This window comes from Pontibacter sp. GD7 (genome assembly GCF_058216375.1).
Genome location: NZ_JBYZMP010000008.1, coordinates 164,211 through 191,072, shown reverse-complemented (window position 1 = coordinate 191,072; position 26,862 = coordinate 164,211). Strand labels below are relative to the sequence as shown.

The window sequence follows — 26,862 nt, the reverse complement described above, 5'->3', positions numbered from 1 at the left end:
ACAGGAAAGCGGTGCAGGAACACTCCCACGCCGCTTTACCGCATCCGATTGGCACTGGCCAACCTCTTCGACGAACTTAGCTATTACTCTAGGTTAAAAAGTTCGGGATGATTCATGTTTCGTAATTATGCTTTATTACCAGCCAATACCGTAATCTTCACCGTGGTTGCTGGAGCCACCCCACAAACTGCCATGCTTCCAGTCAAAGTAGATGGCGTTGATCGGGCCACTGGTACGATCATCGAAACTTAAGGTATAACCCATCTTCTTGAGAGCCTCTCTTACTTCCTGTGCTGTGTTATCATTTAAAAGGATATGCCCTGGTTTTGGCTTACGGTCATCTGTCTTTGTGCCTCCCAACGATAACCACAATTGGTTTGTGTTAAAGTTGGCTGCTTCTGCTGCCTGCTGTACATTCATGTCAAACTCTACTACATTCAGGAAGAACTGCAGCAGGTTCTGGTCCTGAGTATCGCCGCCCTGCACGGCAAACGATAAGTATGGCTTACCATCTTTCAAGGCCATACTTGGCGTTAAAGTAACTCTTGGTCTTTTTCCAGGCTCTACCACATTGTATGGGTTAAGGGCAGGGTCTAACACAAAACTCTGCATGCGCTGGCTCATACCAATTCCCGTGTTACCGGCAATAGTAGCAGGCACCCAGCCACCGCTTGGCGTAATAGAAACAACCCAACCTTCAGCGTCGGCGGCCTCTACAGTAGTAGTGCCCAGCCACAGGTTGTTCTGGTACTCTATACTTGATGAGCCGTTGCGGATATCGTGGGTAGGTGCGAAGTTGCGTTTGGTTGTGTCCAGTTCGTAGCCTCTTTCTTTCAGTAGTTTCTTGTACGGGTTCTTTCTGCCTTCAAAGGCGTAAGGGTCACCGGGGCCAATATTCGGGTTGTTCTTGTCCGGCTGAATCAGGCTGGCGCGCTGTTTTGCATACGCCTTGCTTAGTAATCCCTGCATCGGCTCCTTCGGCTCAAAGTATGGATCACCGTAATAAAAATCACGGTCAGCGAAGGCCATGTTCATTGCCTGGTAAACTGTGTGGATGTACTGCGGACTGTTGTAGCCCATTTTTTTCAGGTCGAAGTTTTCCAGTATGTTAAGCGCCTGCAGCATTACCGGGCCTTGCGTCCACTGCTGCAACTTATACACGTCAATGCCTTTGTAGTTTGCCACCACGGGCTCTTCTTCAATCACTTTCCACTTTGCCAGGTCTTCCATGGTAATAAGGCCACCCTGTTCTTTGCTGCCGCGCACAAATTCCTGCGCAATATCGCCTTTGTAGAAACGGTCATAAGCCGCCATGATAGCTTCTTTGCGGCTCTTACCATTCTTCAAAACCTCGCGTTCAGTTTCTACCATTTTGGTAAGGGTCTGCAACAGGTCTTTCTGCACAAAAATCTCACCTGCCTCCGGTGCTTCTCTTTTCTCTCCAGAGTGCGTCAGGAATACTTTTTTGCTGTATGGCCACTGCTTAATCAGTTCCTTGTTCTTCTCAATGCTATTAGCTGTCTGTGCTTCCATGGGGTAACCGGCAGCCAACTCCATAGCAGGTGCCAATACCTGCTCTAAGCTCAGGGTACCGTAATTAGCCAGCATGTGCAACAGTCCTCCCGGGGTGCCGGGGGTAGTGGCTGCCAGGGGACCATACTGTGGTGGGAAATTATATCCCTGGCTCTTGAAAAACTTGGCGGTGGCGCCGGTAGGGGCAATTCCCAGTGCGTTTATGGCAATTACTTTTTTCGTTTTGGGATTATAGATCAGGGCCTGCGTTTCGCCTCCCCAGCTTAGCACGTCCCACATGGTGCAGGTAGCGGCCAGCATGGCGCAGGCTGCATCTACGGCATTGCCACCTTTCTGGAAGGTCATGGCGCCTGCCGTGGCAGCAAGGGGTTTGCCGGTAATGGCCATCCAGTTCTTGCCATGCAGCACTGGCTTTTGCGTTTGCTGCGCCAGTGTGGGTAAAGCAGCAGCTATAAATAAAATCAGTGTGAGAATACGTTTCATATCTGTAGGATTTATACTTATAAAATTAGCAAATCCGGGGTGTAAAACAATTATAGATTTCTGTTCTCTCGTACAATTAATTGGTAGTATCTATGCTTTTAGCTAGCTTTTCGCCTCGCCGGCTGGGCCCTACTTTTCTCCTTGATGAGAAAAGTAGGCAAAAAAGTCAAGACAATTTTGAACTCGCTGAACGCTCAAACAAAAAATCGTCGGTGGTGCACATGGCTAAGGTCGTTGATTTGTAGGAGAGGTGTAAAACACACCCCTGCCCATCTCTGCACAACGAGGGGAGTTTACCAAAGACGATTGACACACCCCTACCCCTCTCAAGAGGGGAATCTCCGCTTTTACTTTTTTACATTTGCTTGCCAATTGCAACTGCCGTTTACCAAGCAGTGTCCATCCCAGCCTTTGGGTTGAGCGCCTTGTGAGATCCGGTGCCACGTCAGTGGCAGCGCGCAAGCGCAGGAGGGAACACAGCGCGATGCCCGAAGGCGAGGCCACGCGGCCTTGAGCGCACCAAAGCCAGAGGTGAAACGATAGGCAAGTAAAACTGAGGATGAATAGCCACTAGATAGGAAGGCGGAGAAAAGGTGCATGGTTGACAACAATCGTAGCCCAAAACCTACTTCCTGCAATCCATAATCAGGCAAGCCACTGATGTAGTAACAAGTATAATTTCGTGTGTAACTTGTGCTAAAACTGCTTAACTTGATGGCCGTTCCACAAACCCTTTATCATACATCATGAAACATTTTCTTAAACACCCTCTCCAACTCCTCCTATTTATACTTCTTCTGACCTCCTGCTCCCAAAAAGCGCAGGTAACATCGGCTACGGAGGTGACGAAGTGGGAAGAGCAGGCATCGCGTGTTACGATTATCCGTGATGACTTTGGCGTACCGCACGTTTACGGCAAAACAGATGCAGACGCTGTATTCGGTTTACTCTATGCGCAGTGCGAAGACGACTTTAACCGTGTGGAGCAAAACTATCTGTGGGCTACCGGCCGGTTGGCTGAGGTAGAAGGGGAGGAGATGCTGTACAGCGACCTGCGGGCAAAGCTGTACATGACGCAGGAGGAAGCCATAGAAAAGTATGAGCAGAGCCCTGAGTGGCTGAAGCAACTGTGCCAGGCATTTGCCGATGGCATTAACTATTACCTGCACACGCACCCTGAAGTAAAGCCGAGACTTCTTACCCGATTTGAGCCCTGGATGCCGATGTACTTTAGCGAAGGCTCTATTGGCGGCGATATTGAAAGTATATCTACCAAGAGAATAAAGGCATTTTACGAAGAGAACAAATCGCTGGGGCATAACAAGTATGGCCACAGCCTGGTGCAGCCAGGGCTGCTGGAAGAACCGAAAGGATCTAACGGGTTTGCCATCTCTGGCAAGCACACCGCCTCAGGCAATGCCATGTTGCTGATCAATCCGCATACGTCTTTCTTTTTCAGAGGCGAAGTACATGCTGTCAGTGAAGAGGGCCTGAATGCCTATGGCGCCGTAACCTGGGGACAGTTTTTTATTTACCAGGGCTTTAACGAGAAAACTGGTTGGATGCATACTTCCGCCTATGCCGATGTAATCGATGAGTTTGAGGAAACCATTGTAAAGAAAGATGGCAAGTTATACTATAAGTATGGCGAAGAATTTCGTCCTGTGGCTACCTCAGAGGTTACCCTTTCTTACAAAGACGGAGACGAGTTAAAGCAGAAATCATTTACCACCTACCGTACCCATCACGGGCCTATCACGCACCAGAACGGCGATAAATGGGTGGCCACTGCCCTGATGTGGAAACCTGTGGAGGCGCTTATTCAGTCTTACACCAGAACCAAGAAAAGCAACCTGCAGGAGTTTAACGAGATGATGAAGATGCGCACCAACTCCTCTAACGGGACCGTGTATGCTGATGCTGAAGGAAACATAGCCTACTACCATGGCAACTTCTTTCCGGTGCGCGACAACTCCCTGGACTACTCCAAACCTGTGGATGGTAGCAATCCGAAAACAGACTGGAACGGCCCGCACCCGCTGGAAGAAACCATCCGAATCATAAACCCGGCAAACGGCTGGATACAGAACTGTAACTCCACACCGTTTACTGCTGCCGGTGAGTACAGCCCAAAGCCAGAAAATTATCCAAAGTATATGGCACCGTCGCCGGAGAACTTCCGTGGTGTGCATGCCATTCGTTTGCTTAAAAAAGCTGATAACCTGACGCTGGATAAACTGATCGAGCTGGCTTACGACCCATACCTGCCTGGCTTCGAGGTGCTGATACCGGGACTGGTAAAGGCTTATGATAAAGAGAAACCAAATGACCCGAAACTAAAAGCTGCCATTGATGTGATGCGCAACTGGAATTATGCGGTGTCTAAGGAGTCGGTGGCAATGTCGCTGGCACATTTTTATGCCACTAATTTACTTAAAAACGGCAGTGCGCCACAGGGCTTAAACCTGATGGAGCGTTTCGATTACTATGCCAACAAATCACCGGAAAAAGAACGTTTGGAAATCTTTAGCAAAACCATTGAGCAACTGGAAAGTGACTTTGGGCAGTGGAACACGCCCTGGGGCGAGATCAACCGTTTCCAGCGTTTAACTGGTGACATAAAGCAGCCGTTTAATGATGCGAAGCCTAGTATTCCAATTGGGATGGCCTCTGGTAACTGGGGTGCACTGGCGTCTTATGGGTCAAACACTTACAACACCAGGAAGCTTTATGGCACCTCGGGCAACAGCTTCGTGGCGGTAGTAGAGTTTGGCGATAAGGTAAAAGCTAAAAGTATGCTGGCCGGCGGCCAGAGCGGAGACCCGAACTCACCACACTTCGACGACCAGGCACAGCGTTATGCGGATGTGAAATTTAAGGACGTGGCCTATTACCGTGAGGATGTGGAGAAAAGAGCTAAGGCAACTTACCATCCCGGCAAAAGAAAGTAAAAAACCAAGATTACACTCATAAGTTAAATTCCCCTGTTGGGAGGGATAGGGGTGGGTTAACTACGGCTGGAGTGAAGAGTAGTATTTCATCAAAACAAAGCGCCTGTGTTTTCCCAACGCAGGCGCTTTTGTTTTAAAAGTCCTGACCGAGAGAGATCTTGCCAATGTTTTTGAGTTCGTTCAGGTCTTTGTAAAAGTGTTTTACGTTCAGGTTTTCAGGTACAAATACATGCAGCTTTATCCGGGAGTTATGCTTGTTAGAAGACTGGAAGACGTTAACACTTTTTGTAACCACATCATGCTTCTCCAGAACCGAGAAAATCTTGCTTGTTTCTATTTTGGAGGAATGGAAACTGATAAGCAGGCACTTGAGGGAGCCGTTCTTTAAGAAGCGTCTTCCGATCTTATCTATAATTGCCAGAACAAAAAGCAGGAGCAGGGTAACAATGACCGCGGCCTCATACATGCCTGCGCCGGTTGCCAGGCCCACAGCGGCTACTGCCCAGATGGTGGCAGCAGTGGTAAGGCCATGCGTATTGGCTCCCAACCTGAAAATTGCACCTGCCCCCAAGAAACCTATGCCCGAAACCACCTGCGCGGCAATCCGGCCTGGGTCCACGTTGCGGTAATCGCTGAAAGTCTGCGGGATGTAAATAGAGATCAGCATCAAGAGGCAGGATCCTGCGCAGATCACCATGTGCGTCCTTAAACCTGCGTTTTGCCTCCTCGATTCACGTTCCAACCCTAGCAGACCACCCAGCACGGTGCTTAACAACAACCGGAACAGTATGTTGCCAAACGTAATATCATTAGAGTCGAGAAAAGACAGGTCCATATAAGGGTGCAGTAATAGACAGGTATATCTGTTTTTACTGATATAAGCCCCTTGTGGTTTGCCTCAAATCCCTTTTTCAGGCACAAATAGTAAGCAATTGTGTGTATGTCAGGCGCTTAAAATTTTAGCCTGCACTGCTGATCTTTCTACCCCGGGTTTATACTTTACCGCTTTACCAACGCCTTGCCTGAGGTGCTGTCATGGGCAGGAGGGTACATGATACGGCGGATATCCTTGAGATAACTCAGGCTGCCATTCGGCACATTGCTCAGCACTATAATGACGCTGTGGTCCTTGGGGTTGCGTAGTATATAGGTCGTATACCCATGCCATAAGCCTGCATGGTACACAACAGTGTCGCCGTTATCCACCTGTGCAATGCGCCAGCCAAACCCGTAGTCCTCGTCTTTTTTGCGCTCCTGCCTGGAGCCGGTGAAGGCCTCGGCTAGTGTTTCGTGCTTCACCAGTTTTTGGGAGTAAAGTGCCTGGTCCCATTTGTAAAGGTCTTCCACAGTAGAGTACATGCCTTTGTCGCCTAACACGGTATCCAGGTAGTCGGGCCATCTTTTTCTCCTGCCGCCTGTGTGTCCTGTGGCCACCTTGCCTGTCATCGTTATCACATCATCGCTAAAGGTAAACGTGTTTTTCATTTTCAGGGGCTCGAAGATGTGCTTCTGCATGTAGATGGCAAAGGGCATTCCGGAGGCTTTCTCTACGATTGAGGCAAGCAGCATATAGCCGGTATTGCTATAGTTAAAGCGGGCATCCGGGTTAAAGTATGGCCTTGGCTGGTGCGTTGCCATCAAATTAAGCACATCGTCGTTGGTGATGGGCACTTTGCGGTCGGGCCACAGTTCATCGCTGAAGTAAGTATAATTTGATAAGCCTGACCGGTGGGTTAGCAGATGGCGCACGGTAACGCCCCTGTACGGAAAATCAGGAATGAACTGCTGTACGCTGTCGTCGTAATTCAGCTTTCCCTGCTCTTTCAGCATCATGATCGCCATGGCGGTAAACTGCTTTGAAACTGAGGCCAATTGGAATGCGGTTTCCGTGCGCAGCGTGTCTTTTTGCTTGAAGTCGGCATAACCAAGAGCGGCCTTGTATAAAACCTGGTCATACTTGGTTACCAGTACCGTGCCGTTAAAGCCTTTACGCTTGTGCAGGTAAGTAAACGCCGAGTCGAGTTGTTTGCCAAGTTGCCTGGCGCTTTCGGGGGTAAAGGAGGCGGGTATCTCCACCTTTTGCCTTTCATCTTTTTCAGATGTTACCGCAACTGTACTGTCCTGCACATTATTCTGGGGTTCCTGGCAGGAAATAAGGAACATTATAGAAGCCGATACCATAGCGCAGCGGCAAAGAAAAGTCTGTATTCTAAGAAAAGCCATACCTCGTATTACCAACACAATTTCCAGCATTAAAGATACGATTACAACCTTAGGATAGTATGAGAAAATTCAAAAAATGGCGAATGAATCAGAACTTAGCCATAACTTCTGGTTCATACTTGGAATGTGAATAAATGAAGGGAGGATAAGTTTATACTTGAAGTAAGTATAACGAATGGCTTTTATTCCGACATCGCTTTCTCAACTTCGGCCCAGGTGCTCCAGATCTTATCCAGGTATACTTTGAACCTGACAGAGTCTTTGCTGGCTTTGAGCCTGTCGAAAAGGGCGTGCATTTCTCCCCGCATTTCCTGGTGCTGATCTGTAACCACTGTCATGTTAAGCCAGGCCTGGCGGTGCTTTTCAAACGCTGCCCTGAACTCCTCCGGACAATTACTGTAGTCTATCTCCTGCATGGCCGCAGCATAGGCGCGAATTACCTGGCTCATAGGTTCATTTTCTGTGGCATGGTTTCTAACTTTTCCCAAGCTATCGTCCAGGGCTATTACCCTGTTCATACAGCTTTTTTCTGGCAATGCGGTCCTAACTTCTGTGTCAGATCGATTTACGGTTGCCTCATTAATACAGGCAACGGCTAATGTTGCAATCAGCAGTATAAAAGGCAAGGCATGCTTCATGGCAGTGTTAAGTTTATAAGCCAAGTGTATACTTTACGGAAAGCGATAGTTACAGGCTGATCATACTTAAAATGAAACCCCATGCAGCTTTGAAACAGAAGGCATCGTGTAATTGAATTATACTTAAAGGACATTGCTATTGAGCTTTTGCTGGCAGGCTACAAATGACCAGTATATTTAAATTAAACGAAACTGCTTCAAAACAGAGGCGTAAGGAGGTTGGTTAAACAAATTCATACTTGTGCTGTTTTAGTGTGCATTAATCGAAATCAATTTATTTAATGTGAGGGCTTTTGCTTAACTTAATGCGTAATTACGTGTGCTACACAAATCAGATATGATTCAGGAAGCTTCTACAGATTTTCAGATAATTTTCAGTGCTTTGCCAGGTAATTTTCTGGTGTTGATGCCAGAACAGCCCCATTATAAAATACTTGCCGCCAGCGACGAGCTGCTGCAGCTAATACGCCAGAACCGGGATGCCATTGTGGGTAAAAGTATAATGGAAGCTCTCTCAGGTGTTTTTGGGGAAGGCTTTGAGCACAATCTTATAAATGTACTGCAAGAGGTAACGCAGCATAAAACAATAAAGCAAACTCCAGCCTTTCTGCTCAATACCCTCGCCAAAACAAAGGCAAAAAACACGAAGAGCTGGGTTGCAGAGGTAAAAGCAGTAACAGATAAAGTAGGAGAGGTGGCTTACCTGCTGCTTTCGATAGCTGAAGTTGCCAGTGAGCCTAAGGAAGTACCTGTACTAGCCGATAAAAGGCCCGAAGGAGACCTGAATAAAATTGCTACTGCTGTTGAGGCCGGAGAAATGGGCGTATTCGAAATCGATGTAAAAGCCAATAAGATAACAGCCGATGAGCAATTTAACCATATTTATGGCTTCGATGCGCCACAGGAGCAGGAAAGCTATGAGTCCTGCCTGCACCCGGACGATCTGGCTGTAAAGGAATCAGCAGTTGAAGCAAGTATAAAAACAGGGAAATTAGACTATGAGGCTCGTATCCTGTTAAATAACAAGGAGGTGCGCTGGATAAAGTGCAAAGCCAGGGTTTACCTGGACGATGCTGGACAGCTTTCAAGAATTGTGGGGGTAGTACAGGATATTACAGGTCAGAAAACACTTGAAAAATCACTCAGAGAAAGCGAGGCCTGGCTGCAGGCTATAATTGAGGCCACCCCGGAGTGCATCAAAATTGTTGACAATAACGGGACGTTACAGTTTATGAATCAGTCTGGCCTGGAGATGATTGAGGGAGGGAGAGAACTGATGGGCAATGCCTGTGTTTTTGATGTGATCGCGCCGGAGCACCAGCTGGAATGGGTAAAAAATCATAAACAAGTATGCAAAGGCAAAAGTCTGAGCTGGGAGTTTGATGTGATCGGTTTAAAGGGCACCCGTCGCCGTATGGAGACGCACGCTGTTCCCTTGCCCGTAAACGGCGGCACAACACACCTGGGGGTAACCCGCGATATAACAGGCCGGAAAAACTCTGAGGCTGCGCTGCGCGAAAGCGAGGAGCGTTTCAGGGTCTTTGCCAATAACATACAGAACCTGGCCTGGATGGCAGAGCCCAACGGCTGGATATTTTGGTACAACGAACGCTGGTACGATTACACTGGCACAAACCTGGAAGAGATGCTCGGCTGGGGTTGGGCAAAAGTGCATCACCCAGACCATATCGACAGGATCATCAATTTCTTGCAGGATGCCTGGACCAAGGGGGAAACCTGGGAGCTAACCTTCCCGTTACGTGGCGCCGATGGCATCTACCGCTGGTTCCTGACACGCGCCTATGCTGTGAAAGATGAGCAGGGCCGGGTAATACGCTGGATCGGGACCAATACAAACGTAGATGAGCAGAAAAAGGCCGAGGCAGCCCTGGAGCAGAAAAACGCTGAGTTAACGCGCATCAACAACGACCTGGATAACTTTATTTACACAGCCTCCCATGACCTGAAAGCACCTATCTCTAATATCGAAGGGCTGCTGAAGCTGGTGTCTGATGACTTTTCAAGTGGAAATGAAAGCGAGATAAAGTATATGCTCACGCTGATGCAGGGCTCCGTTAACAGGTTCAAGAAAACCATCGAGAGCCTGACCGATGTGGTAAAACTACAACAAGAACACAGCGGAGTAGCTACTGTCGTAAACCTTTCGCAGGTGGTGTCGGAGGTAATGCAAGATCTGGACCCCATGATAAATGAGGCTGAAGCAAAAGTGGTGGTAAATATAGATGAAAACCATGTGCTACAGTTCTCAGAGAAAAATCTGCGAAGCGTAGTATATAACCTGCTTTCCAATGCCATTAAATACCGTTCGCCGAACAGGGTGCCAGAGATACTCTTAAACTGCCATACTACCCCTGAGCATTATGTGCTTACTGTAAAAGACAATGGCCTTGGAATGAAAACCGGACCAAAACACCAGCTGTTTACCATGTTCAAACGCTTCCACGACCATGTGGAGGGCAGCGGCATAGGGCTTTACATGGTAAAAAAGATCATGGACAATGCAGGCGGTCACATCGAGGTAGAGAGCCAGGTAGGGGTAGGGTCAACTTTTAAAGTATACTTTAAACGACACTCCGGGCATTAATAGATAGTTCAAGCTACGATTTGCCCACTCCCAGGCTACCACTAGGACACAAATTTACATGCGCCATTTTTCCTGCCGCAAGATTTCATCTTGTGGCTTATTATGAGGCAAGCTTTCAGCTTGCGAAGAAATACAAAAGTATAAAAGGTAACTCACGTAAGCTGAAAGCTTGCTTCAAGGACAACCACGATTTGAAAACCTTATCCTGTCCCATAGCTTTTATGGAATAAGCCTTCATGTATAGAAATTGCCCCCTACTCGGAGCAGGGTCGTTTCATTCTAACAAACACTGTATTAATGTTGCAAACTGCTTTGCTCTTATCCTGCATTTTGGCCCTCTGGGCCAGTTGAGGAAGCCAGTCCCGGGCGGAGTCCCGGGAAGACTCAACCTTATTTGTTAGTCACGAATCTGGAGATTCGCGCCAGAAAATTGTAGAATGAAACGGCCCTGCTCCTCGCAGCGGTAGGGGTGGGTGATTTCATTTTGGATTCTCGCAGCTAAAGTTAAATTGTTAGCAAAAAGCGCGCTTCATTAGCCCTTTCAACTTAAACATATGCCCTATCAACCCGTTAATCTATAAAGTCCGGGCTTTAGTTAGAAGTATAAGCCTGCCTTCCAAAAACTGAGTAAAGCTACTTTCTCTCATTTTTAAATAGCTGGCTGGGTGATACCGGATTATTGAAGTATAAAAACTGATTCCACACTTATGAAAACAAACAAGAAAAGATCATTTGCTTCACTTTCCGGGTTAATTTCTGGAGTATTGTTCCTGCTCATAGCAAGTTGGCAGGCCTGTGCTCAGAAGTCCTCGGTTAAAGCCGAAGCAGGCTCTGTAAATGTAGAAATGCTTGCCGGTGACCTGAATCACCCCTGGGGAATGGCCTTTCTGCCGGATAAGCGCTTGCTGGTAACTGAGCGTTCCGGCACGCTGCGCATACTTGATCAAACCAACAAACTATCTGCCCCGCTTAAAGGAGTGCCGGAAGTGTTTGCAAGAGGCCAGGGCGGCATGCTGGATGTAGCCCTTGACCCTGATTTTAATCAAAACAGGCTGGTGTGGCTCTCTTTCGCAGAGCCAGGCCCAAACGGTACGGCTTCTACAGCAGTAGGACGTGGCCAGCTGGAGGGCAATGAGCTAAAAGACTTTAAGGTTATTTTCCGGCAGCAACCCAAAGTAGAGGGTAACAATCATTTCGGGGGACGAATTGTGTTTACGCCGGAGGGGCACCTTATCCTGACCATGGGCGAGCGCTTTAAGTTTGAGCCGGCTCAGGACCTATCGAACCACCTGGGCACCATTGTGCGGCTAAATCGCGACGGAAGTATACCTCCGGATAACCCATTTGTGGGTAAATCAAACGCTGAAGCGGCAATCTGGTCTTATGGGCACCGCAACATTGAGAGCGCCGCTATAGACCCGGCCACCAAAAAGTTATGGGTTGCTGAAATGGGTCCTAAAGGTGGCGATGAGTTTAACCAGCCTGCTGCGGGCCGCAACTACGGCTGGCCTGTGGTAAGCTGGGGCAAGCATTACGATGGAGGCAATATTCCAAACCCACCAACACGCCCTGAGTTTGCCGATGCCGTTATTCACTGGACGCCTACAATTTCACCGTCGGGGATGGTATTTTATACCGGCAGCCTGTTCTCGGCCTGGAAGGGAAGCGCCCTGATCGGTGGACTGACCAGCAGTGGCATTGTGCGGGTGAAGGTAAACGGAGAGCAGGCCGAGGAAGTAGAGCGTATTCCGCTGGCTACCCGTGTTCGGGATGTGGAGCAGGCCCCTGATGGGTCGGTGTATGTGCTCACAGATCAAAGTAACGGCAAAATACTACGCCTGTCGCCGCAGAAATAGCTGGCGTACAGGTCAAACCTGACAGGCTGTGCTTACAGTGTTGATCAGCATGTATTTTTATACTTTATATGGGGAGTGGGGCGCACACTTAATATGGGGAGTGGGGCGCACACTTAACTCGAGTTGCGATATATGATAAACCAAGCGGTGTAAGCACACCCCTGCACCCCTCTCAAGAGGGGAATCTTAACTTCCCAGAGGGCAGGCCCGTTTCATTCTACAATTTGCTGGCGCGGATCTGTGATCCGTGACTTGTTATAAAATTGGATCTGCGATCCAATTGGGCCATAGGCCCAGCCATAGCCCGACACGAGTGAGGACGCACGCGCCATTACCGTGTAATTTACTAGAATGAAACATAGAATGAAACGGCCCTGCTCCTCGGAGGGGTTGGGGGTGGGTTAATCACAACTGGAGTTACTTAACCGAAGTAATCGTGCTGTTATTAGGAGCCCGGTGATGAAAATGGTATATTAGAGAATCTGCTTTTCTACAAATAACCGATAAAGCATGACTTTGACTACACTGATAACCGTCCCATACATCACCATAAAGCACGACCCCGCCACCGAAATCCTCCACGTAGACTGGACCGGAGACCAAACAAAGGAGAGCGTGATGGATGGGTGCGAAAAGATCTTATACTTCCTGAAAGAGCTAAAATGCACGAAATCATTGAATGACAACACCAACGTTACAAGCATCTGGCTAGACGCAACCTGGTGGGTAGCCGTGGATTGGTTTCCGAGGATGTATGAGGCTGGCTGCCGCCTGGTGGCCTGGGTAGAGTCTCCAGACCCCTTGTGTAGGCTTAGCATGGAAGAAACCCTTAAGTTTGATATAAAGGGTATAAACGTACAGATCTTTGAGAACAAGAAACTGGCAAAAGAATGGCTGAAAGGCTACCACATTAGTACAGGTTTAACATAGGGTAGATTGTCCTGCTGTCCTGTTACGGCCTTTACTGAGTCAGCCTAACAGATACATGTTTATACCAGGCTTTTGGCAAGCGGCTTAAAGGTTTAGGAATATCAACCTGACTTTATAAAAAGGAAAGACCATACTTAATTTGTTACGTACTGTATAGTAAAGGCTGTATATGTAACTATCACATTTGTAGGTTAATACAGTGTGAATGGTGCGACTACAATCATGCACTTGCCTTACAAAACCTTTAGTACCGCCTCATTCTAAATTGCGATGGCACAGTTTTTCGTTATAAATAATATTGAGCATACCGTAGGTTGTTCTGATGGAGAAATAATTAAGTAGAAAGGAGAAGAAAATGGCACAACGGATCTGGAAGTACATGAGCGTAACCCTTATGCTTGTACTTATCCTGTTAATGGGAATTCAGCAGCAAGGCAAACTGGAAGCATACGCTACAAAAGGAGTAGGGGAAGTACGGGTAACCCGACAGGTTTTCAGTCCGCCGCCACTACCAACCGCCATGACGTTTGCCGGAGAGCCTGTGCCACTGCACTTACCGGATGTGGCGGAGCGACTTGACCGTGAGCTGCTTGTGAACTCTTACCTGCACGCCACCACGCTGCTTGGCCTGAAACGGATGCAACGCTACGTACCTGAAATTGAAGCTACCCTGAAAGAAAACGGCATACCGGAAGATTTTATCTATTTAGCCTTGGCAGAAAGCCTTTTCGGGCATGTTACGTCACATGCCGGTGCTGCAGGTTTCTGGCAATTAATGCCCGACACGGCGCGTGGCTATGGCCTGATCGTGAACGGTGAAGTAGATGAGCGTTTCCATGTGCGAAAAGCTACTCTGGCTGCTATACAATACCTGAAAACAGCCAGGAGAAAGTTCGGGTCCTGGACCAACGCAGCAGCCTCTTATAACCGGGGCATGGGCGGCCTCGATCGCGCCCTGGAGCGCCAGGGAGTAAACTCATACTATGACCTGCACCTGAACGATGAAACTTCGCGCTATATGTTCCGAATACTGGCCCTGAAGGAAGTGCTGGGCAACCCGACAAAGTATGGATTTGAGCTTAGCAAAGATAGCGGATACCAGCCCCTGCCAACCCGTACACTGGCTGTTTCGAGTACTGTAACCGATCTGCCTGCCTTTGCATTAGAGCAGGGTATCAACTACAAAACATTGCGCTTTTACAATCCATGGATAAAGGGCTATCGGTTGTCTGTACCTGAGGGAAGAACTTTCGTACTTGAAATGCCTAAATAACGTCATACTTTTGTCACTGACACGTCATGTTTAAAACCCTTTGAGGGCAGAGTTTTTTCATTCTACTTTTGCTGGCGCGGATCTGTGATTCAACTGGGCCAGCCTAGCCTGTCCCGGACGCAGCCCCGGGGCGGCGCAGCTATAGTTAAGCATGAGTCGCAGATCCCGGACTTGATTCGGGACGAGGGCGCTCGTGCTATGACAATATCATAACGGCCCTGCTTACAGGACAAGGCAGTTAAGTTCTACCGAAAATTGTCCCTTTGAGGGCAGAGCCGTTAAGTTGTAATGAAAATTGTCCCCTTGAGGGGACCGCAGGGGAGTAAAGCCAGTTGGAAGGGCTTTTCGTAAAAAGCTAACACCCCTCTGTGACCTATGGTCGCAAGTTTCAAACTCCCGTTTTCACTTGTCCTCAAGGGGAGAATCGTTGTATTACTAAATTATTGCTTTAAGCATCACTGAGGGTCATATTTATAGAACTTAATGGCCCTACCTGCTTACAGGAGGCTGCTTTAATGACAAAAATGTATCTCATTCCTGCCGCAATTTGAGAACTAGCAGTAGGAATTGTTTTATTTTTATACCTTGCTTCAAAGTATAAACCTGCCATAGTTGGTGTTTTCATCAACAAGTAGAAGGGTGAGCAATTACACTTGCTGGTGAGAACACGCAGCAAGGGCGGGAAGTATAGATTGTAAAACGCTGAACAGGCTCACATCATCCGTGTTAAGCGTAAGCAAAGCAGACACATAACAAATGAGCCACAACTATGCTGGAGCGCCAGGTATACCGTATGCCCAAAGCGGGTAATATCAACCATCTACGTTTAGTTTCGGAGCAACTACCTGATCCCGGACCCGACGAAGTATGCGTGCGGGTGAAGGCCATCGGGCTGAACTTTGCCGATATTTTTGCCATGCAAGGCCTTTACAGCGCAACGCCGGCAGGTTCATTTATTCCTGGATTAGAGTTTTCCGGTGAGGTAGTGGCTGTAGGGGAGGAGGCTGGTGATTGGAAAGTTGGTGACAAAGTGATGGGCGTTACAAAGTTCGGAGGCTATACATCACACCTGAATATACAGCACCGCTATGTGGTAGCGCTGCCAGAAAAGTGGAGTTTTGAAGAAGGGGCCGGCTTTTTGGTGCAGGGCTTAACTGCGTTTTATGCGCTTACCGAGCTTGGCAATTTACAGCCAGGTATGGCAGTGCTTATACACAGTGCGGCGGGTGGCGTGGGGATTTTGGCCAACCGAATCTGCAAAAAGTATGGCGCCTATACTATTGGCAGCGTTGGGAGTGCACATAAAATGGATTTCCTGTTGAAGGAGGAAGCATATGATGCGGTTATACTTCGGGGGAGAGATTTTTATGAGCAACTGCAAAAGGCCCTGACGGGACGACAACTGCCCCTAATCATGGAATGTATTGGCGGTGATATACTGAAGCAGGGCTGGAAAGCACTGGCACCTATGGGCAGAATGATCGTGTATGGCAATGCCAGCTTCACAAGCCACAGTGCCCGACCCAACTATCCCAAGCTTATCTGGAAATACCTCCGCCGGCCTAAGATCGACCCCTTGCACCTGCCCACTGAAAATAAGTCGATGATGGGATTTAACCTGATCCACCTGTACGAGCACAATGACATGATGCACCAGCTGCTCCAAAAGCTTAATGCCCTTGATCTAAAACCACAATACATCGGCCATACTTTTACATTTGCAGAGATGCATGATGCAATACGCCTCTTTCAGCATGGAAAAACGGTGGGTAAGGTGGTTATCACCTTGTAACAGCTAGGTGGGTCTAGCTTATACTTTTCCGCTGGCGCGGATCTGTTAATGTATCGATTGATTTGCATTACAGCTGGTACGGTGGCCAAGCTATAGCCAGTCACGAGAGAGGAAACCTCCAAACATGTTTAGGAAGGTAGACTTGCGCCATTTGTGTATAATTTTTCAGAATAAAACTACCCTTGCAGAAAGTGAAGTACTGAAGTATTTGCCTTGCTACTAGCTGAACAGGCTATACAACAAAAAAGACTCTACCACGCAGGCAGAGTCTTTTTTGTTGTAAGCGAAGTATACCTTATTCGTGCGTTTCCAGCCACTTTCTGGCGTTCACGAACGCCTCCATCCACGGCGATACTTCGTCGTGGCGGCCTTTCGGATAGTGTGCCCATTGCCACTGCAGCAGCGAACGCTCAATGTGCGGCATCATTACCAAATGGCGACCTGTCTCGTCGCAGATCATGGCGGTGTTGTAGTCAGAGCCGTTCGGGCAGGCCGGGTAAGTTTCGTAGCCATACTTGCCCACGATCTGGTACTTATCCTCCAGGTGCGGCAGACAGAAACGTCCTTCGCCATGCGATACCCACACACCCAGCGTGCTACCAGCCAAACTGGAAAGCATCACCGATTTGTTTTCCCGGATAGTCAAGGACGTGAAGATGCTTTCGTGTTTATGGCTTGCGTTGTGCAGCATTTTCGCCGGCTCTTCATGGCCCTTGGTAATAAGGCCTAACTCCACGAACAACTGACAACCGTTGCAAATACCTACCGATAGCGTGTCTTCGCGGTTAAAGAAATTCTCCAGGGCTGTTCTGGCTTTCTCGTTGTACATAAAGGCTCCCGCCCAACCTTTGGCAGAGCCCAGTACGTCGGAGTTAGAGAAGCCACCCACGGCACCAATGAAGCGGATATCTTCCAGGGTTTCACGTCCGGAGATCAGGTCCGTCATGTGCACGTCCTTCACGTCGAAACCTGCCAGGTACATGGCGTTGGCCATCTCACGCTCTGAGTTACTTCCTTTCTCACGGATAATGGCGGCCTTTATTCTTGGTTTGGAATTATCAATAACCGGCTTCTTACCGTCAAATCCTTCCGGAAATGTATACTTCAGCTCGTGGTTTTTATAGTTGTCGAAACGCTCTTTCGCACTTGCCGCACCGCTTTGTTTGATATCCAGCAAGTAAGAAGTTTTAAACCAGGTATCGCGTAACTGTGCAATGTCAAAGCTGTAAGATTCTTCACCGTTCTTTAACTCAAGGGTTGCAGAAGATGTAGCCGTACCAATCTTGTGGTATGGCACCTTGTTCGCTTTCAGAGTTTCTTCCACGTCTGCAGAAGCCTGGAACACAACACCTATGTTTTCAGAGAACAGCACTTTTATACTATCCGCTTCGCCCAGCGACGTCAGGTCTATACTTGCGCCCAGGTTGTTATCTGCAAAGCACATTTCCAGTAGAGTAGTGATCAATCCGCCGCTACCAATGTCATGGCCCGCTTCTATTTTACCTTCTTTGATCAGGCCTTGCAGCGTATTGAAAGCATTCTTGAACAAGCTGGCATCGGTAATATCCGGTGTTTCGTTGCCTATCTTATTCACGATCTGCGCAAACGAAGAACCGCCTAATTTATAGTTGTCGTTGGACAGGTTGATGTAGTAGATGTTACCGCCATTGCGCTGCAACACCGGTTCCACCACCTGGCGGACGTTGCTGCAGTTGCCTGCCGCCGAGATGATCACCGTGCCTGGTGCAATCACATCCTCATCCTTATATTTCTGCTTCATCGAAAGCGAGTCTTTACCAGTCGGAATGTTGATGCCCAGCGCGATAGCAAAATCAGAACAGGCTTCTACAGCTTTGTATAAACGAGCATCTTCACCTTCGTTCTTGGAAGCCCACATCCAGTTGGCAGAAAGCGAAACACTCTTCAGACCATCTTTCAAAGGAGCCCAAACGATGTTTGATAATGACTCGCCGATAGCATTGCGGCTACCTGCTGCTGGATCGATCAGGGCAGAAACAGGAGCATGGCCCACAGAAGTAGCCACACCTTCCTTGCCCTGGAAATCAAGCGCCATCACACCGCAGTTGTTTAAAGGCAGTTGCAGCGGACCGGCACATTGCTGTTTCGCCACGCGGCCACCTACACAACGGTCAACTTTATTCGTTAGCCAATCTTTACAGGCTACGGCTTCTAACTGCAGCACCTGCTCCAGGTAAGTATAAAGTTGGTCTTTATCGTAAGTTACCGGCTGGTAGTTTCTTTCTACCGTCTTGTCGGCCATCACCATTTTAGGCGAACTTCCGAACATGTCGCTTAGCTCCAGGTCCATCGGTTTCTCGCCAGTGGTGCAGGACTCAAATGTAAAGCGGTGGTCGCCGGTCACGTCGCCTACAGTATACATCGGGGCACGCTCACGGTCCGCTATTTTCTGCAGGGTATCAATATCCTTTTCGCCGATCACCAGTCCCATACGCTCCTGCGACTCGTTACCGATGATCTCTTTGGCAGATAGGGTAGGGTCGCCGACAGGCAGTTTATCCAAGTCTATTTTACCACCGGTTTCTTCCACTAACTCCGAAAGGCAGTTTAAGTGGCCGCCTGCACCGTGGTCGTGGATAGAAACGATAGGATTATGCTCACTCTCCACCATGCCGCGGATGGCGTTAGCGGCACGTTTCTGCATCTCCGGGTTAGAGCGCTGAATCGCATTCAATTCTATACCTGTGCCATGCTCACCTGTGTCGGCTGAAGACACGGCTGCACCGCCCATACCAATGCGGTAATTCTCGCCGCCAAGTATAACGATCTTATCTCCGGCTTTCGGATGGCCTTTCTGCGCCTGGCTTGCTTTGCCGTAGCCAACCCCACCAGCCAGCATGATCACTTTATCATAGCCCAGTTTTCTTGGGGTATCAATCGCATCTGCTTTCTCATCGTGCTCGAAAGTCAAAACAGAACCCGTGATTAAAGGCTGCCCAAACTTGTTACCGAAATCAGTCGCACCGTTAGAGGCTTTGATCAGGATATCCATTGGCGTTTGGTATAGCCAGTTGCGTTCCTGTGTAGCCTGCTCCCATGGGCGGTCTTTCTCCAGGCGCGACAAAGCCGTCATGTAAACAGCAGTACCTGCCAATGGCAACGCTCCCTGTCCACCAGCCAGCCTGTCCCTGATCTCTCCCCCGGAACCGGTAGCGGCACCGTTGAAAGGCTCCACAGTAGTCGGGAAGTTATGCGTCTCTGCTTTGATCGAGATAACAGACTCGAAATCGGTTATTTGGTAAAAGTCAGGAATGTCGGCACGTTTTGGGGCAAACTGCTGCACTACCGGCCCTTTTACAAAGGCCACGTTATCTTTATAGGCAGATACAATGTCGTTCGGGTTGGCTTCGGATGTTTTGCGGATCAGCTTGAAAAGGGAAACCGGTTTCTCCTCACCATCGATCACAAACTTGCCATTGAAGATCTTGTGGCGGCAATGCTCCGAGTTCACCTGCGAAAAGCCGAATACTTCGGAGTCGGTCAATGGCCTTCCCAATCTTTCGGAAAGGTTATTCAGGTACTCCACTTCATCATTGCTCAGCGACAGGCCTTCCTGTTTGTTGTAAGCGGCAATATCCGTAACAGTCTTCACAGGCTCCGGCTGAATATGAATATTGTAGATGTCCTGATCCAGGCCCTTATACTTCTGCGAAAGCATCGGGTCAAAATCTGTGAAGTCTTCTGCTACTATCTTAAACTCCTCTATCCGGATGATTCCCTCAATGCCCATGTTCTGGGTGATCTCCACGGCGTTGGTGCTCCAGGGGGTAATCATGGCGGCACGAGGACCAACAAAAAAGCCACTCAGCACAGTTTCCTGTTTTAGAGTGGCGTTGCCGAATAACCATTCGAGTTTCTGAATGTCGGTGGAGGTTAGTTCCCGCGCAGTTTGCAGCGCGTAAACCGTATCAGGTTGATTAAAAAAGAAGTGAAGCATGTTCGTTTTTGTTTCCTGTAACAAAGTTAATGTTTAAAATTTAAAACGAGAACTAACCCCTGTATAACCCAAAAAAATTAAATCCCTATTCGTTGGCCTCATAGTGCAGTTTCACGGTGTAGTTATAAATAATGGTTATACCGCATTTCCGTTTTTGCCACCTTCAAATAAATTTCATTCATAAATCGAATCCGACTTCTTTAGAACCGTACACAAAGGGTATGTTCGGAATAAATGACATCCCAAAGTTTTTCCTAGCGTTTTTCCTCGTACTTCCAATCATCTCCTTTGTGCACGAGGCGGGGCATGTGTTCTTTGCCTGGCTGATGGGCGGTAGGAATATAAAAGTAACAGTCGGGTCCGGTGATGTATTGTTTCGAGTGGGCATGCTGGAGGTGCGAAAGTACTACTTCTGGTACGGCCTCTGCACCTTCGATAATTTGAAACGGAACAAGCGTTTTGCCAACATCCTTATCTTCTCAGGTGGTGCTATTTTTAACACACTTGCAGCACTGGCAGTAGTCTACCTGATCGAGCACGAAATGCTGGAGCCTGGCATCATTACCTACCAGTTCACGTACTTTTCGTTGTACTACGTCTTCTTTGCACTGCTTCCCATGCCATACCCCGACGGAAACCAGAGTGATGGGAAGGTTATACTTGATTTGCTTCGGAACAAGGCTCAGGTAAGAACTTACCGGGTGGAGTGGAACGATGAAAAGAAACAGTGGTGCGTGCTGGACCATGAAAAGAACCTGATTGAGGCGTTTGAAGACGAAGAGCAGGCCCTGAAAAAGGCACACGAAGTAGCACAACAGAACCGCCCCAGCAGGCTCGTAAACAACAGAAGCGGAAAAGAAACCGAAGTCGGGAATTACCCGAAAGTACCCTTGTAAAAAAACGATATCTATGATAGCAGCAATTTTTAGTTTTTTGGTAATGCTGAACCCTTTTGCCCTATTTCTTTACCTGAAACCAATAATGGGAGATCTTTCTGATGCCGATTTCAGGGCCGTGTTTCTGAAAGCTTCACTTATTTCCTTTTCCATTTTTATGGTTTTCCTGCTTTTCGGAGACGTGGTGTTCCAGAAGGTATTCCGTATAAATTTTGAATCGTTCAGGATATTCGGTGGCATTGTGTTGTTCTCGCTGGCTTACATCTTTATTGTACAGGGCAAAAAGGCTTTTATTCAGATCAAAGGCGACCTGCATGACTTGGCTTCGGAAATAGCTTTGCCGTTTATGGTTGGCGCGGGTACTATTTCACTTACAATTCTTATGGCTGACCAGCTGGTGCTTTGGCAGGGTATACTATCGCTGGTACTAATCATGCTGATCAATTTCCTGGTAATTATGGGGCTGAAGCAGATTCGTCGTGGCATGCGTTCCAAAAGGGTTCAAACCGCTTTTGACAAGAACATGGAGTTGCTCCTGCGCATCAACGGCTTTTTCGTAGGTGCCATCGGCGTGGATATGGTTGTAACTGGTATCACTAACCTGGTAAGGGCTACCGGGGAAGTATAGCTTCTGGCTACAAGCAGCGAACTCCACTTATACCGCCAGTTTGAGCGCAGCGGTAACTGGTGGTTAGGTATGGCAGCAGTTTGTAACTGCTTTGCTTTAAAAAAGCAAGAACTACGATGACTTGGGCTATCCTTTATACTTTAGCAAAAACGATAGAGTATAAACACTTATAGTATGCGTCTGCTCCTACTCTAGCGCAAGTGTTAAGCGCAGCGTCACTTGTGATATACAATAGCAGGAAGTCTTCAGACTTCCGTAATCCTTACTTTATACTATCTCAAGTCTGAAGACTTGCCATCATACACAGACACAAGTGACGCTGCGCTTAACACTTGCGCCAGTAAGTATAGTAAATTATAAATCTGCTGAAGTATAGACTTACCAAACGCGTATTTTCTGCTCTCGCAGAAAGCCTTTACAAACTGGCATCATGCACAACCACAAGTTACGCTGTCGCTAAACTTGCGGTATGGTTTTGACTTATTTAAAACAGTAAGTGAAGTATGAAATTTTACTTGATCACTTCCTCAGAATACACCAGCCAGATCGGGATATCTAAATCCATGTTATAAAGCTCTGTAGGTACGCTGCCCAGGCTTAGTGATGGGATAGGATTATGTCCTTTCAGGCCTACTACCAGCAGGTCATACTTCCCTTTCTGTAGCTGCATGGCAATACGCTCAGCAACCGTTTTGCCGGCGGCACGAACCAGAGTATAAGGTATACCTGCGATCTCGTTGTGCCGCTTCTGCAGATCAGCAAATTTTCCCTTCACAACTTCTTCGGCCTTCCGGATAGCTTTCTCTTCCGAAATAAGCGGGAAGAATTGTGTTGGAAGTTTATACACATGCAGGATATCCAGGCTGAGCCCCAACTGTTCTGCCAGGCTGCTACTTAAGTGCAAGGCATGCAGCGAGGCGTCTGAGAAATCGATAGGTGTAAGGATATTGGCAATGTTGAAGCGAGCAGTTTCCGGAAAAACCAGTACACTGCAGGGCAGTATGCGAAGTAATTTAGTGCCCAATGCGCCTGTGCTTTTGTCGCTCATGCGCTTGCCCAGCAGCGTCAGTTTTACATTATAGCGTTTTACCAGGTCGGCAAGTATAACTTCAGTGTTCGGCTCTTCGCTAACCAGTATTTCGTGATCTGTACAGTTGGCAAAATGCTCCGCCACAATGTCTGCTATATTGCCTTCTATTTCATCGCTGATGTTCACATCACCAAAGTACTCCCGGAAATCGTCGCTGAGTTCTGTGGTTTTGATGTTGTGCACAAAGTATACTTTTTTAACGGGCAGGCGCTCGCAAACGGAACGGGTAAAACGAACCAGCGTCTCGTCAATATCGCTCAGGTCCAGGCAGACCATCATAGAATCTATTGCAATCATGGCTTTGGATTGGTTGGTGGATTGTCTCTTCTTTCAACAGGTGTCTTTTCTTCATGCTTCACGGCACGTTTGGCCATCACTTCGGCCACCAGTTCCTGATAAGCCTTGCGTTGCTGAGCCTTGCCTAGTTTGTTCTCTTCTGCTAACTCTTCGCTTAAGCCCCGGTACAAACTATAGCACATCGAGAGCAGGATCAGCGCAAACGGAAGTCCTGTGATAATTACTGCCGTTTGCAAAGCCTGCAAGCCCCCGCCAAGCAGCAGCACCGCCGCAATGGCTCCTTCTGCGACTGCCCAGAAAACGCGTATCCCAACCGGTGAATCGGCTCTGCCGCCGGAAGTTAGACTATCCACTACCAGCGAGCCGGAATCGGAAGAAGTGACAAAGAAGCCAGCCACAAGTATGATCCCTATAATTGAAAGAACAGTAGAAAAAGGCAGCTGCTCAAAGAAGACGAACAGAGCCGTAGATATGTCTGCAGCCACGGCCTCTGCTACTGCTGTTTCGCCGGCCAACACTTCACGCAGGGCTGTGCTCCCGAACACCGTCATCCACAGGAAAGAGAGAAGCGAAGGCACGATCAGCACGCCAAGTATAAATTCCCGTATGGTACGCCCTTTGGAGACCCGCGCAATAAAAATGCCCACGAATGGCGCCCATGAAATCCACCAGGCCCAGTAGAATACCGTCCAGCCGCCTTGCCAGTTTCGGGTAGAGTAGGCTTCGTTCCAGAAGGAGAGCTGCAGGAAGTTGCCTAAGTAAGAGCCGGTGTTCTGCACATACGAGCCAAGTATAAAAACCGTCGGACCTAAGAACAGTACCGCCAGCAAGATCACCAGGGCAATACGGATGTTCCACTCGCTCAGAATGCGTACCCCCTTATCAACTCCCGTTACTACCGATATGGTGGCAATGGCCGTGATGCCGCCAATGAGCATGATCTGGGTATACACGTCGCTGTCGATGGCCGGGAAAACGTGGTTAAGACCGGCAGCTACTTGTTTCACACCAAGCCCCAGCGATGTTGCCAAACCGAAAAGTGTTGCCAGCACCGCCAGAATATCAATGATATCACCAATGAGCCCATGAATACGCTCGCCCAGGAAAGGGTAGAAAACGGAGCGGACGGTTAAGGGTAGTTTGCGGCTATAGGTAAAGTATGCCAGCGACAGTCCCACCAGCGCATAAATGGCCCAGGCATGAAAGCCCCAGTGCAGGAAAGTAAAGTTCATGGCTTGCCTGGCAGCGGAAGGTGTACCCGGCTCCCCTAAAGGCGGTGTCTGGAAATGGTTGATCGGCTCGGCTATACTCCAGAAAAGCAAACCAATACCCATACCTGCGCTGAAGAGCATGGCAAACCAGGAAGAAGTGCTAAACTCCGGCTTGGCATCTTTTCCGCCTAGCCGAAGGTGACCGAATTTGCCAAAGGCCATGTACAGACAGAAGATAACGAAGATATTTACACTAAGTATAAACAGCCACCCCATACTGGAGGTAACGGAAGCCTGTGCTTCGCTGAAGAACGCCTCTGCGCCCTCCCTGAAGATAAGCACCAGCGTAATGATGATGATAAGTATAACTATAGAAGTCCAGAACACGGGGCCATTTACCTCCAGGCCTAAAGACTTCTTTGTATCACTTCTTGCTACTTTGCTCATTAAATGAATCGTTTATATCAGAAATAATATCCGAAGTTGATGTTAAAGCGCATGTGCCAGTCGGTGTCCCCTTCGGTGCCTGCAGTAAAAGCGTTTGTCCACTCAGGGCCAAGCCAGGGTTGGTTATACCCAAAGGCAGCGTCGGTGTAGATGTACATGGGGCCTGCCGTCCATAGTGCACCCAACACGTTCATATGCGAGTTCTCGAAGCCACTTACCCGCTTGTTGTAATAGCCATAGTTGTTGTACACGGTAATGCCCTGCAGCAGGCGGGTTTCCACAGGAATGTTGTAGGCTAATCCTAAAGTATAAATTTCACCTTTGTTAGCGACATTATAGTTGGCCCCGTAAGCACCCATCTCTACAAAATTCAGATCGTTGCCGGCAGCGTATTCGGGGTTGATGCGGTAGAGCATGGCCTGCAGCTTAACGTTCCAGGGGCTGTTAGCAGTTTTATACTCATAGTGTACGGCAGCTGCATACTTATTCCCGTTCTCTTCGGTATCCAGGTTATAGAGCAGGCCACCCTGCAGCGAGAAACCCAACTCATGGGCAAGGCTATCATCCAGCCTTCTCACCAGTTTAAAGTCAAGTTGGTTGTTTTCTTTGTTGCGGCCTGTTATGTCGTAGGAGTAACGGTTGGGGCTGGCCTCTGCAGAACTGAACACCAGGTCCTCGGCGCTTTTATAGTAGGCTGCCTGCCATTTCCACCGGCCCGTGTCGCGGATATACTTTATACCCATGTCGTGATCGTCTTCAAAGCCTACGTAATAGGTCATGTTAAAGAACCAGTTGTTGGAGTTGTACTGCTGTATACCGAAAGGCACCTGGTTAAGGCCAACCTGTATCTGAGAACCTTCCGAAAAGTCGTACTGGAACCAACCCTGCTTTAGCATACCACCACCAAACTCCTGCGAGTAAAAGCGATACTCTGCGTTTAACTTAATGCCTTTGTAAGCTGCCTCCGCATTTATCCGGAAGATGTCATAGCCGAAGTCGCCGCCACGTTCCAGTTGGTCCTCTTTCCAGGTGGATAGGTTATAGTTGAAACGCAGTGCACCGCCCAGTTTAAGGGTTGGCTTGTCTTCAGCTTTTTCTTCGGGGTATTGTGCAAAGCTTGGTATGCTAAAAAGAAAGGCTATTAAAAGTAAAAGTACTAAGCGCATAACCAATGAGTTAAGTCAATAATTTGTGTGTCAATTAGTTTGACGTGTGGGAACTGCAAATGTTGCTGAATAGGAGTGGGAGTGCAGCTTCGGTTAGGCTTGGTTTGGTGGGGTAGGGAAGAAGTTAAAGAAGTATGTGAAGTTGGTTTAGAAGCACAGAAATTATTAGGTATACATTTAAGTAATACCGGCTTTAGTTTACAAGGAATACTAGTAGAAGGTGGAGTAGTCGATAATTTATATAAAATAAGTGCAGTTTGAAGCCTACAAGGCGTGAAAAGTAACGATTGATGTGCACGCAAAGCAATAAAAAAGCCGCTCTAGTTTCCTAAAGCGGCTTTCTGGTAGACCAAAGGATGGGATTATCGAACCATTTCCACAGGGATTTGGCGGCTGTAAATAGCTTTTTAGTAACCTGCTTATAGTTACTAATTGAGTATTAGGAATTATCAACAATTATTAGACGCCTATATATTGCAACTTGATTGTATGTTAATATCTTTGCCTCCTTATTAAACCTGAGGAAAGTTCAAATACGGTAAGGTGAACAGTGTTCGTGTATATATCGCTTTGTTACTACTGGTGCTATTCGCTAGAATTTTGGCACCAGAGGCAGCGGTATTGGCTTTGCATAAGCACAAACATACTGAAGATACCAGGTCAACATCTGACTTTAAGTTAAGCACGAAGCACCAGCATTGCCACGTAGATAACCTGTATAATGGTGATTTCACTTCACCATCATTTTCATTTGAACTAAAATTTGATCCAGTAGAGGCTTGCTATGTGCAACCCTACAGCTTTGCCTGGAAATTTACTTATCCCAATAACACCTACCTGCGCGGACCGCCCATGGCTTAGGCAGGT

17 protein-coding genes are annotated in these 26,862 nt (G+C 48.0%); 8 read left to right on the top strand and 9 right to left on the bottom strand.

Going from position 1 to position 26,862, the window contains the following annotated elements; translation table 11 throughout:
- Nucleotides 1-135 precede the first annotated feature (135 nt).
- A complete protein-coding gene (locus tag AC4BAP_RS13945; protein WP_490583275.1) occupies nucleotides 136-2,016 on the bottom strand; it encodes a gamma-glutamyltransferase family protein in 1,881 nt (626 codons plus the stop codon).
- A 746-nt stretch (nucleotides 2,017-2,762) separates the two neighbouring features.
- On the opposite strand from AC4BAP_RS13945, the gene AC4BAP_RS13940 reads away from it, so the two are divergent.
- Nucleotides 2,763-4,967 carry an acylase gene (locus AC4BAP_RS13940; RefSeq protein WP_490583274.1) on the top strand — a complete coding sequence of 735 codons (2,205 nt, stop codon included), beginning with the start codon at nucleotides 2,763-2,765 and terminating at the stop codon, nucleotides 4,965-4,967.
- Nucleotides 4,968-5,100: 133 nt separating this feature from the next.
- On the opposite strand, the gene AC4BAP_RS13935 is transcribed toward AC4BAP_RS13940, so the two are convergent.
- The 3 genes from AC4BAP_RS13935 to AC4BAP_RS13925 form a co-directional block, all read right to left on the bottom strand.
- Nucleotides 5,101-5,802 (bottom strand): MgtC/SapB family protein, encoded by a 702-nt coding sequence (locus AC4BAP_RS13935; protein ID WP_490583273.1) that lies wholly within the window; start codon nucleotides 5,800-5,802, stop codon nucleotides 5,101-5,103.
- A gap of 164 nt (nucleotides 5,803-5,966) precedes the next feature.
- Nucleotides 5,967-7,190: a serine hydrolase domain-containing protein gene (locus tag AC4BAP_RS13930; RefSeq protein ID WP_490583272.1), complete on the bottom strand. Its 1,224-nt coding sequence runs from the start codon at nucleotides 7,188-7,190 to the stop codon at nucleotides 5,967-5,969.
- 182 nt (nucleotides 7,191-7,372) lie between these two features.
- Complete coding sequence (locus AC4BAP_RS13925; protein ID WP_490583271.1) at nucleotides 7,373-7,852, bottom strand: hypothetical protein; 480 nt, start codon at nucleotides 7,850-7,852, stop codon at nucleotides 7,373-7,375.
- A 313-nt stretch (nucleotides 7,853-8,165) separates the two neighbouring features.
- Between AC4BAP_RS13925 and AC4BAP_RS13920 the strand changes: the two genes are divergently transcribed.
- The 4 genes from AC4BAP_RS13920 to AC4BAP_RS13905 all read left to right on the top strand — a co-directional run bounded on the left by AC4BAP_RS13920 (nucleotide 8,166) and on the right by AC4BAP_RS13905 (nucleotide 14,492).
- Nucleotides 8,166-10,433, top strand: coding sequence for a PAS domain-containing sensor histidine kinase (locus AC4BAP_RS13920; protein ID WP_490583270.1), 2,268 nt, complete (start codon nucleotides 8,166-8,168; stop codon nucleotides 10,431-10,433).
- A gap of 707 nt (nucleotides 10,434-11,140) precedes the next feature.
- Nucleotides 11,141-12,289 (top strand): PQQ-dependent sugar dehydrogenase, encoded by a 1,149-nt coding sequence (locus AC4BAP_RS13915; protein WP_490583269.1) that lies wholly within the window; start codon nucleotides 11,141-11,143, stop codon nucleotides 12,287-12,289.
- A 510-nt stretch (nucleotides 12,290-12,799) separates the two neighbouring features.
- Complete coding sequence (locus tag AC4BAP_RS13910; protein WP_490583268.1) at nucleotides 12,800-13,219, top strand: hypothetical protein; 420 nt, start codon at nucleotides 12,800-12,802, stop codon at nucleotides 13,217-13,219.
- A gap of 355 nt (nucleotides 13,220-13,574) precedes the next feature.
- A complete protein-coding gene (locus AC4BAP_RS13905) occupies nucleotides 13,575-14,492 on the top strand; it encodes a lytic transglycosylase domain-containing protein (protein ID WP_490583267.1) in 918 nt (305 codons plus the stop codon).
- 448 nt (nucleotides 14,493-14,940) lie between these two features.
- Here the strand turns inward: AC4BAP_RS13905 and AC4BAP_RS13900 are convergent, their stop codons facing one another.
- A complete protein-coding gene (locus AC4BAP_RS13900) occupies nucleotides 14,941-15,117 on the bottom strand; it encodes a hypothetical protein (RefSeq protein WP_490583266.1) in 177 nt (58 codons plus the stop codon).
- 144 nt (nucleotides 15,118-15,261) lie between these two features.
- Between AC4BAP_RS13900 and AC4BAP_RS13895 the strand changes: the two genes are divergently transcribed.
- Nucleotides 15,262-16,284, top strand: coding sequence for a synaptic vesicle VAT-1 family membrane protein (locus AC4BAP_RS13895; RefSeq protein ID WP_490583265.1), 1,023 nt, complete (start codon nucleotides 15,262-15,264; stop codon nucleotides 16,282-16,284).
- Nucleotides 16,285-16,579: 295 nt separating this feature from the next.
- Here the strand turns inward: AC4BAP_RS13895 and purL are convergent, their stop codons facing one another.
- Complete coding sequence (purL, locus tag AC4BAP_RS13890) at nucleotides 16,580-20,260, bottom strand: phosphoribosylformylglycinamidine synthase (protein ID WP_490583264.1); 3,681 nt, start codon at nucleotides 20,258-20,260, stop codon at nucleotides 16,580-16,582.
- Nucleotides 20,261-20,481: 221 nt separating this feature from the next.
- On the opposite strand from purL, the gene AC4BAP_RS13885 reads away from it, so the two are divergent.
- Both AC4BAP_RS13885 and AC4BAP_RS13880 read left to right on the top strand, forming a co-directional pair.
- Complete coding sequence (locus AC4BAP_RS13885; RefSeq protein ID WP_490583263.1) at nucleotides 20,482-21,156, top strand: M50 family metallopeptidase; 675 nt, start codon at nucleotides 20,482-20,484, stop codon at nucleotides 21,154-21,156.
- A 13-nt stretch (nucleotides 21,157-21,169) separates the two neighbouring features.
- Nucleotides 21,170-21,784 carry a MarC family protein gene (locus AC4BAP_RS13880; protein WP_490583262.1) on the top strand — a complete coding sequence of 205 codons (615 nt, stop codon included), beginning with the start codon at nucleotides 21,170-21,172 and terminating at the stop codon, nucleotides 21,782-21,784.
- 511 nt (nucleotides 21,785-22,295) lie between these two features.
- Here the strand turns inward: AC4BAP_RS13880 and AC4BAP_RS13875 are convergent.
- From AC4BAP_RS13875 to AC4BAP_RS13865, 3 genes are read right to left on the bottom strand one after another with little or no spacing between them, the layout of a single operon-like run.
- Nucleotides 22,296-23,171, bottom strand: coding sequence for a universal stress protein (locus tag AC4BAP_RS13875; RefSeq protein ID WP_490583261.1), 876 nt, complete (start codon nucleotides 23,169-23,171; stop codon nucleotides 22,296-22,298).
- Nucleotides 23,168-24,829: a BCCT family transporter gene (locus tag AC4BAP_RS13870; protein WP_490583260.1), complete on the bottom strand. Its 1,662-nt coding sequence runs from the start codon at nucleotides 24,827-24,829 to the stop codon at nucleotides 23,168-23,170. The genes AC4BAP_RS13875 and AC4BAP_RS13870 overlap by 4 nt, the downstream gene beginning before the upstream one ends.
- A gap of 17 nt (nucleotides 24,830-24,846) precedes the next feature.
- Entirely contained in the window at nucleotides 24,847-25,995 is a 1,149-nt protein-coding gene (locus AC4BAP_RS13865; RefSeq protein WP_490583259.1) for a hypothetical protein, read from the bottom strand.
- Between the last annotated feature and the right edge of the window lie 867 nt (nucleotides 25,996-26,862).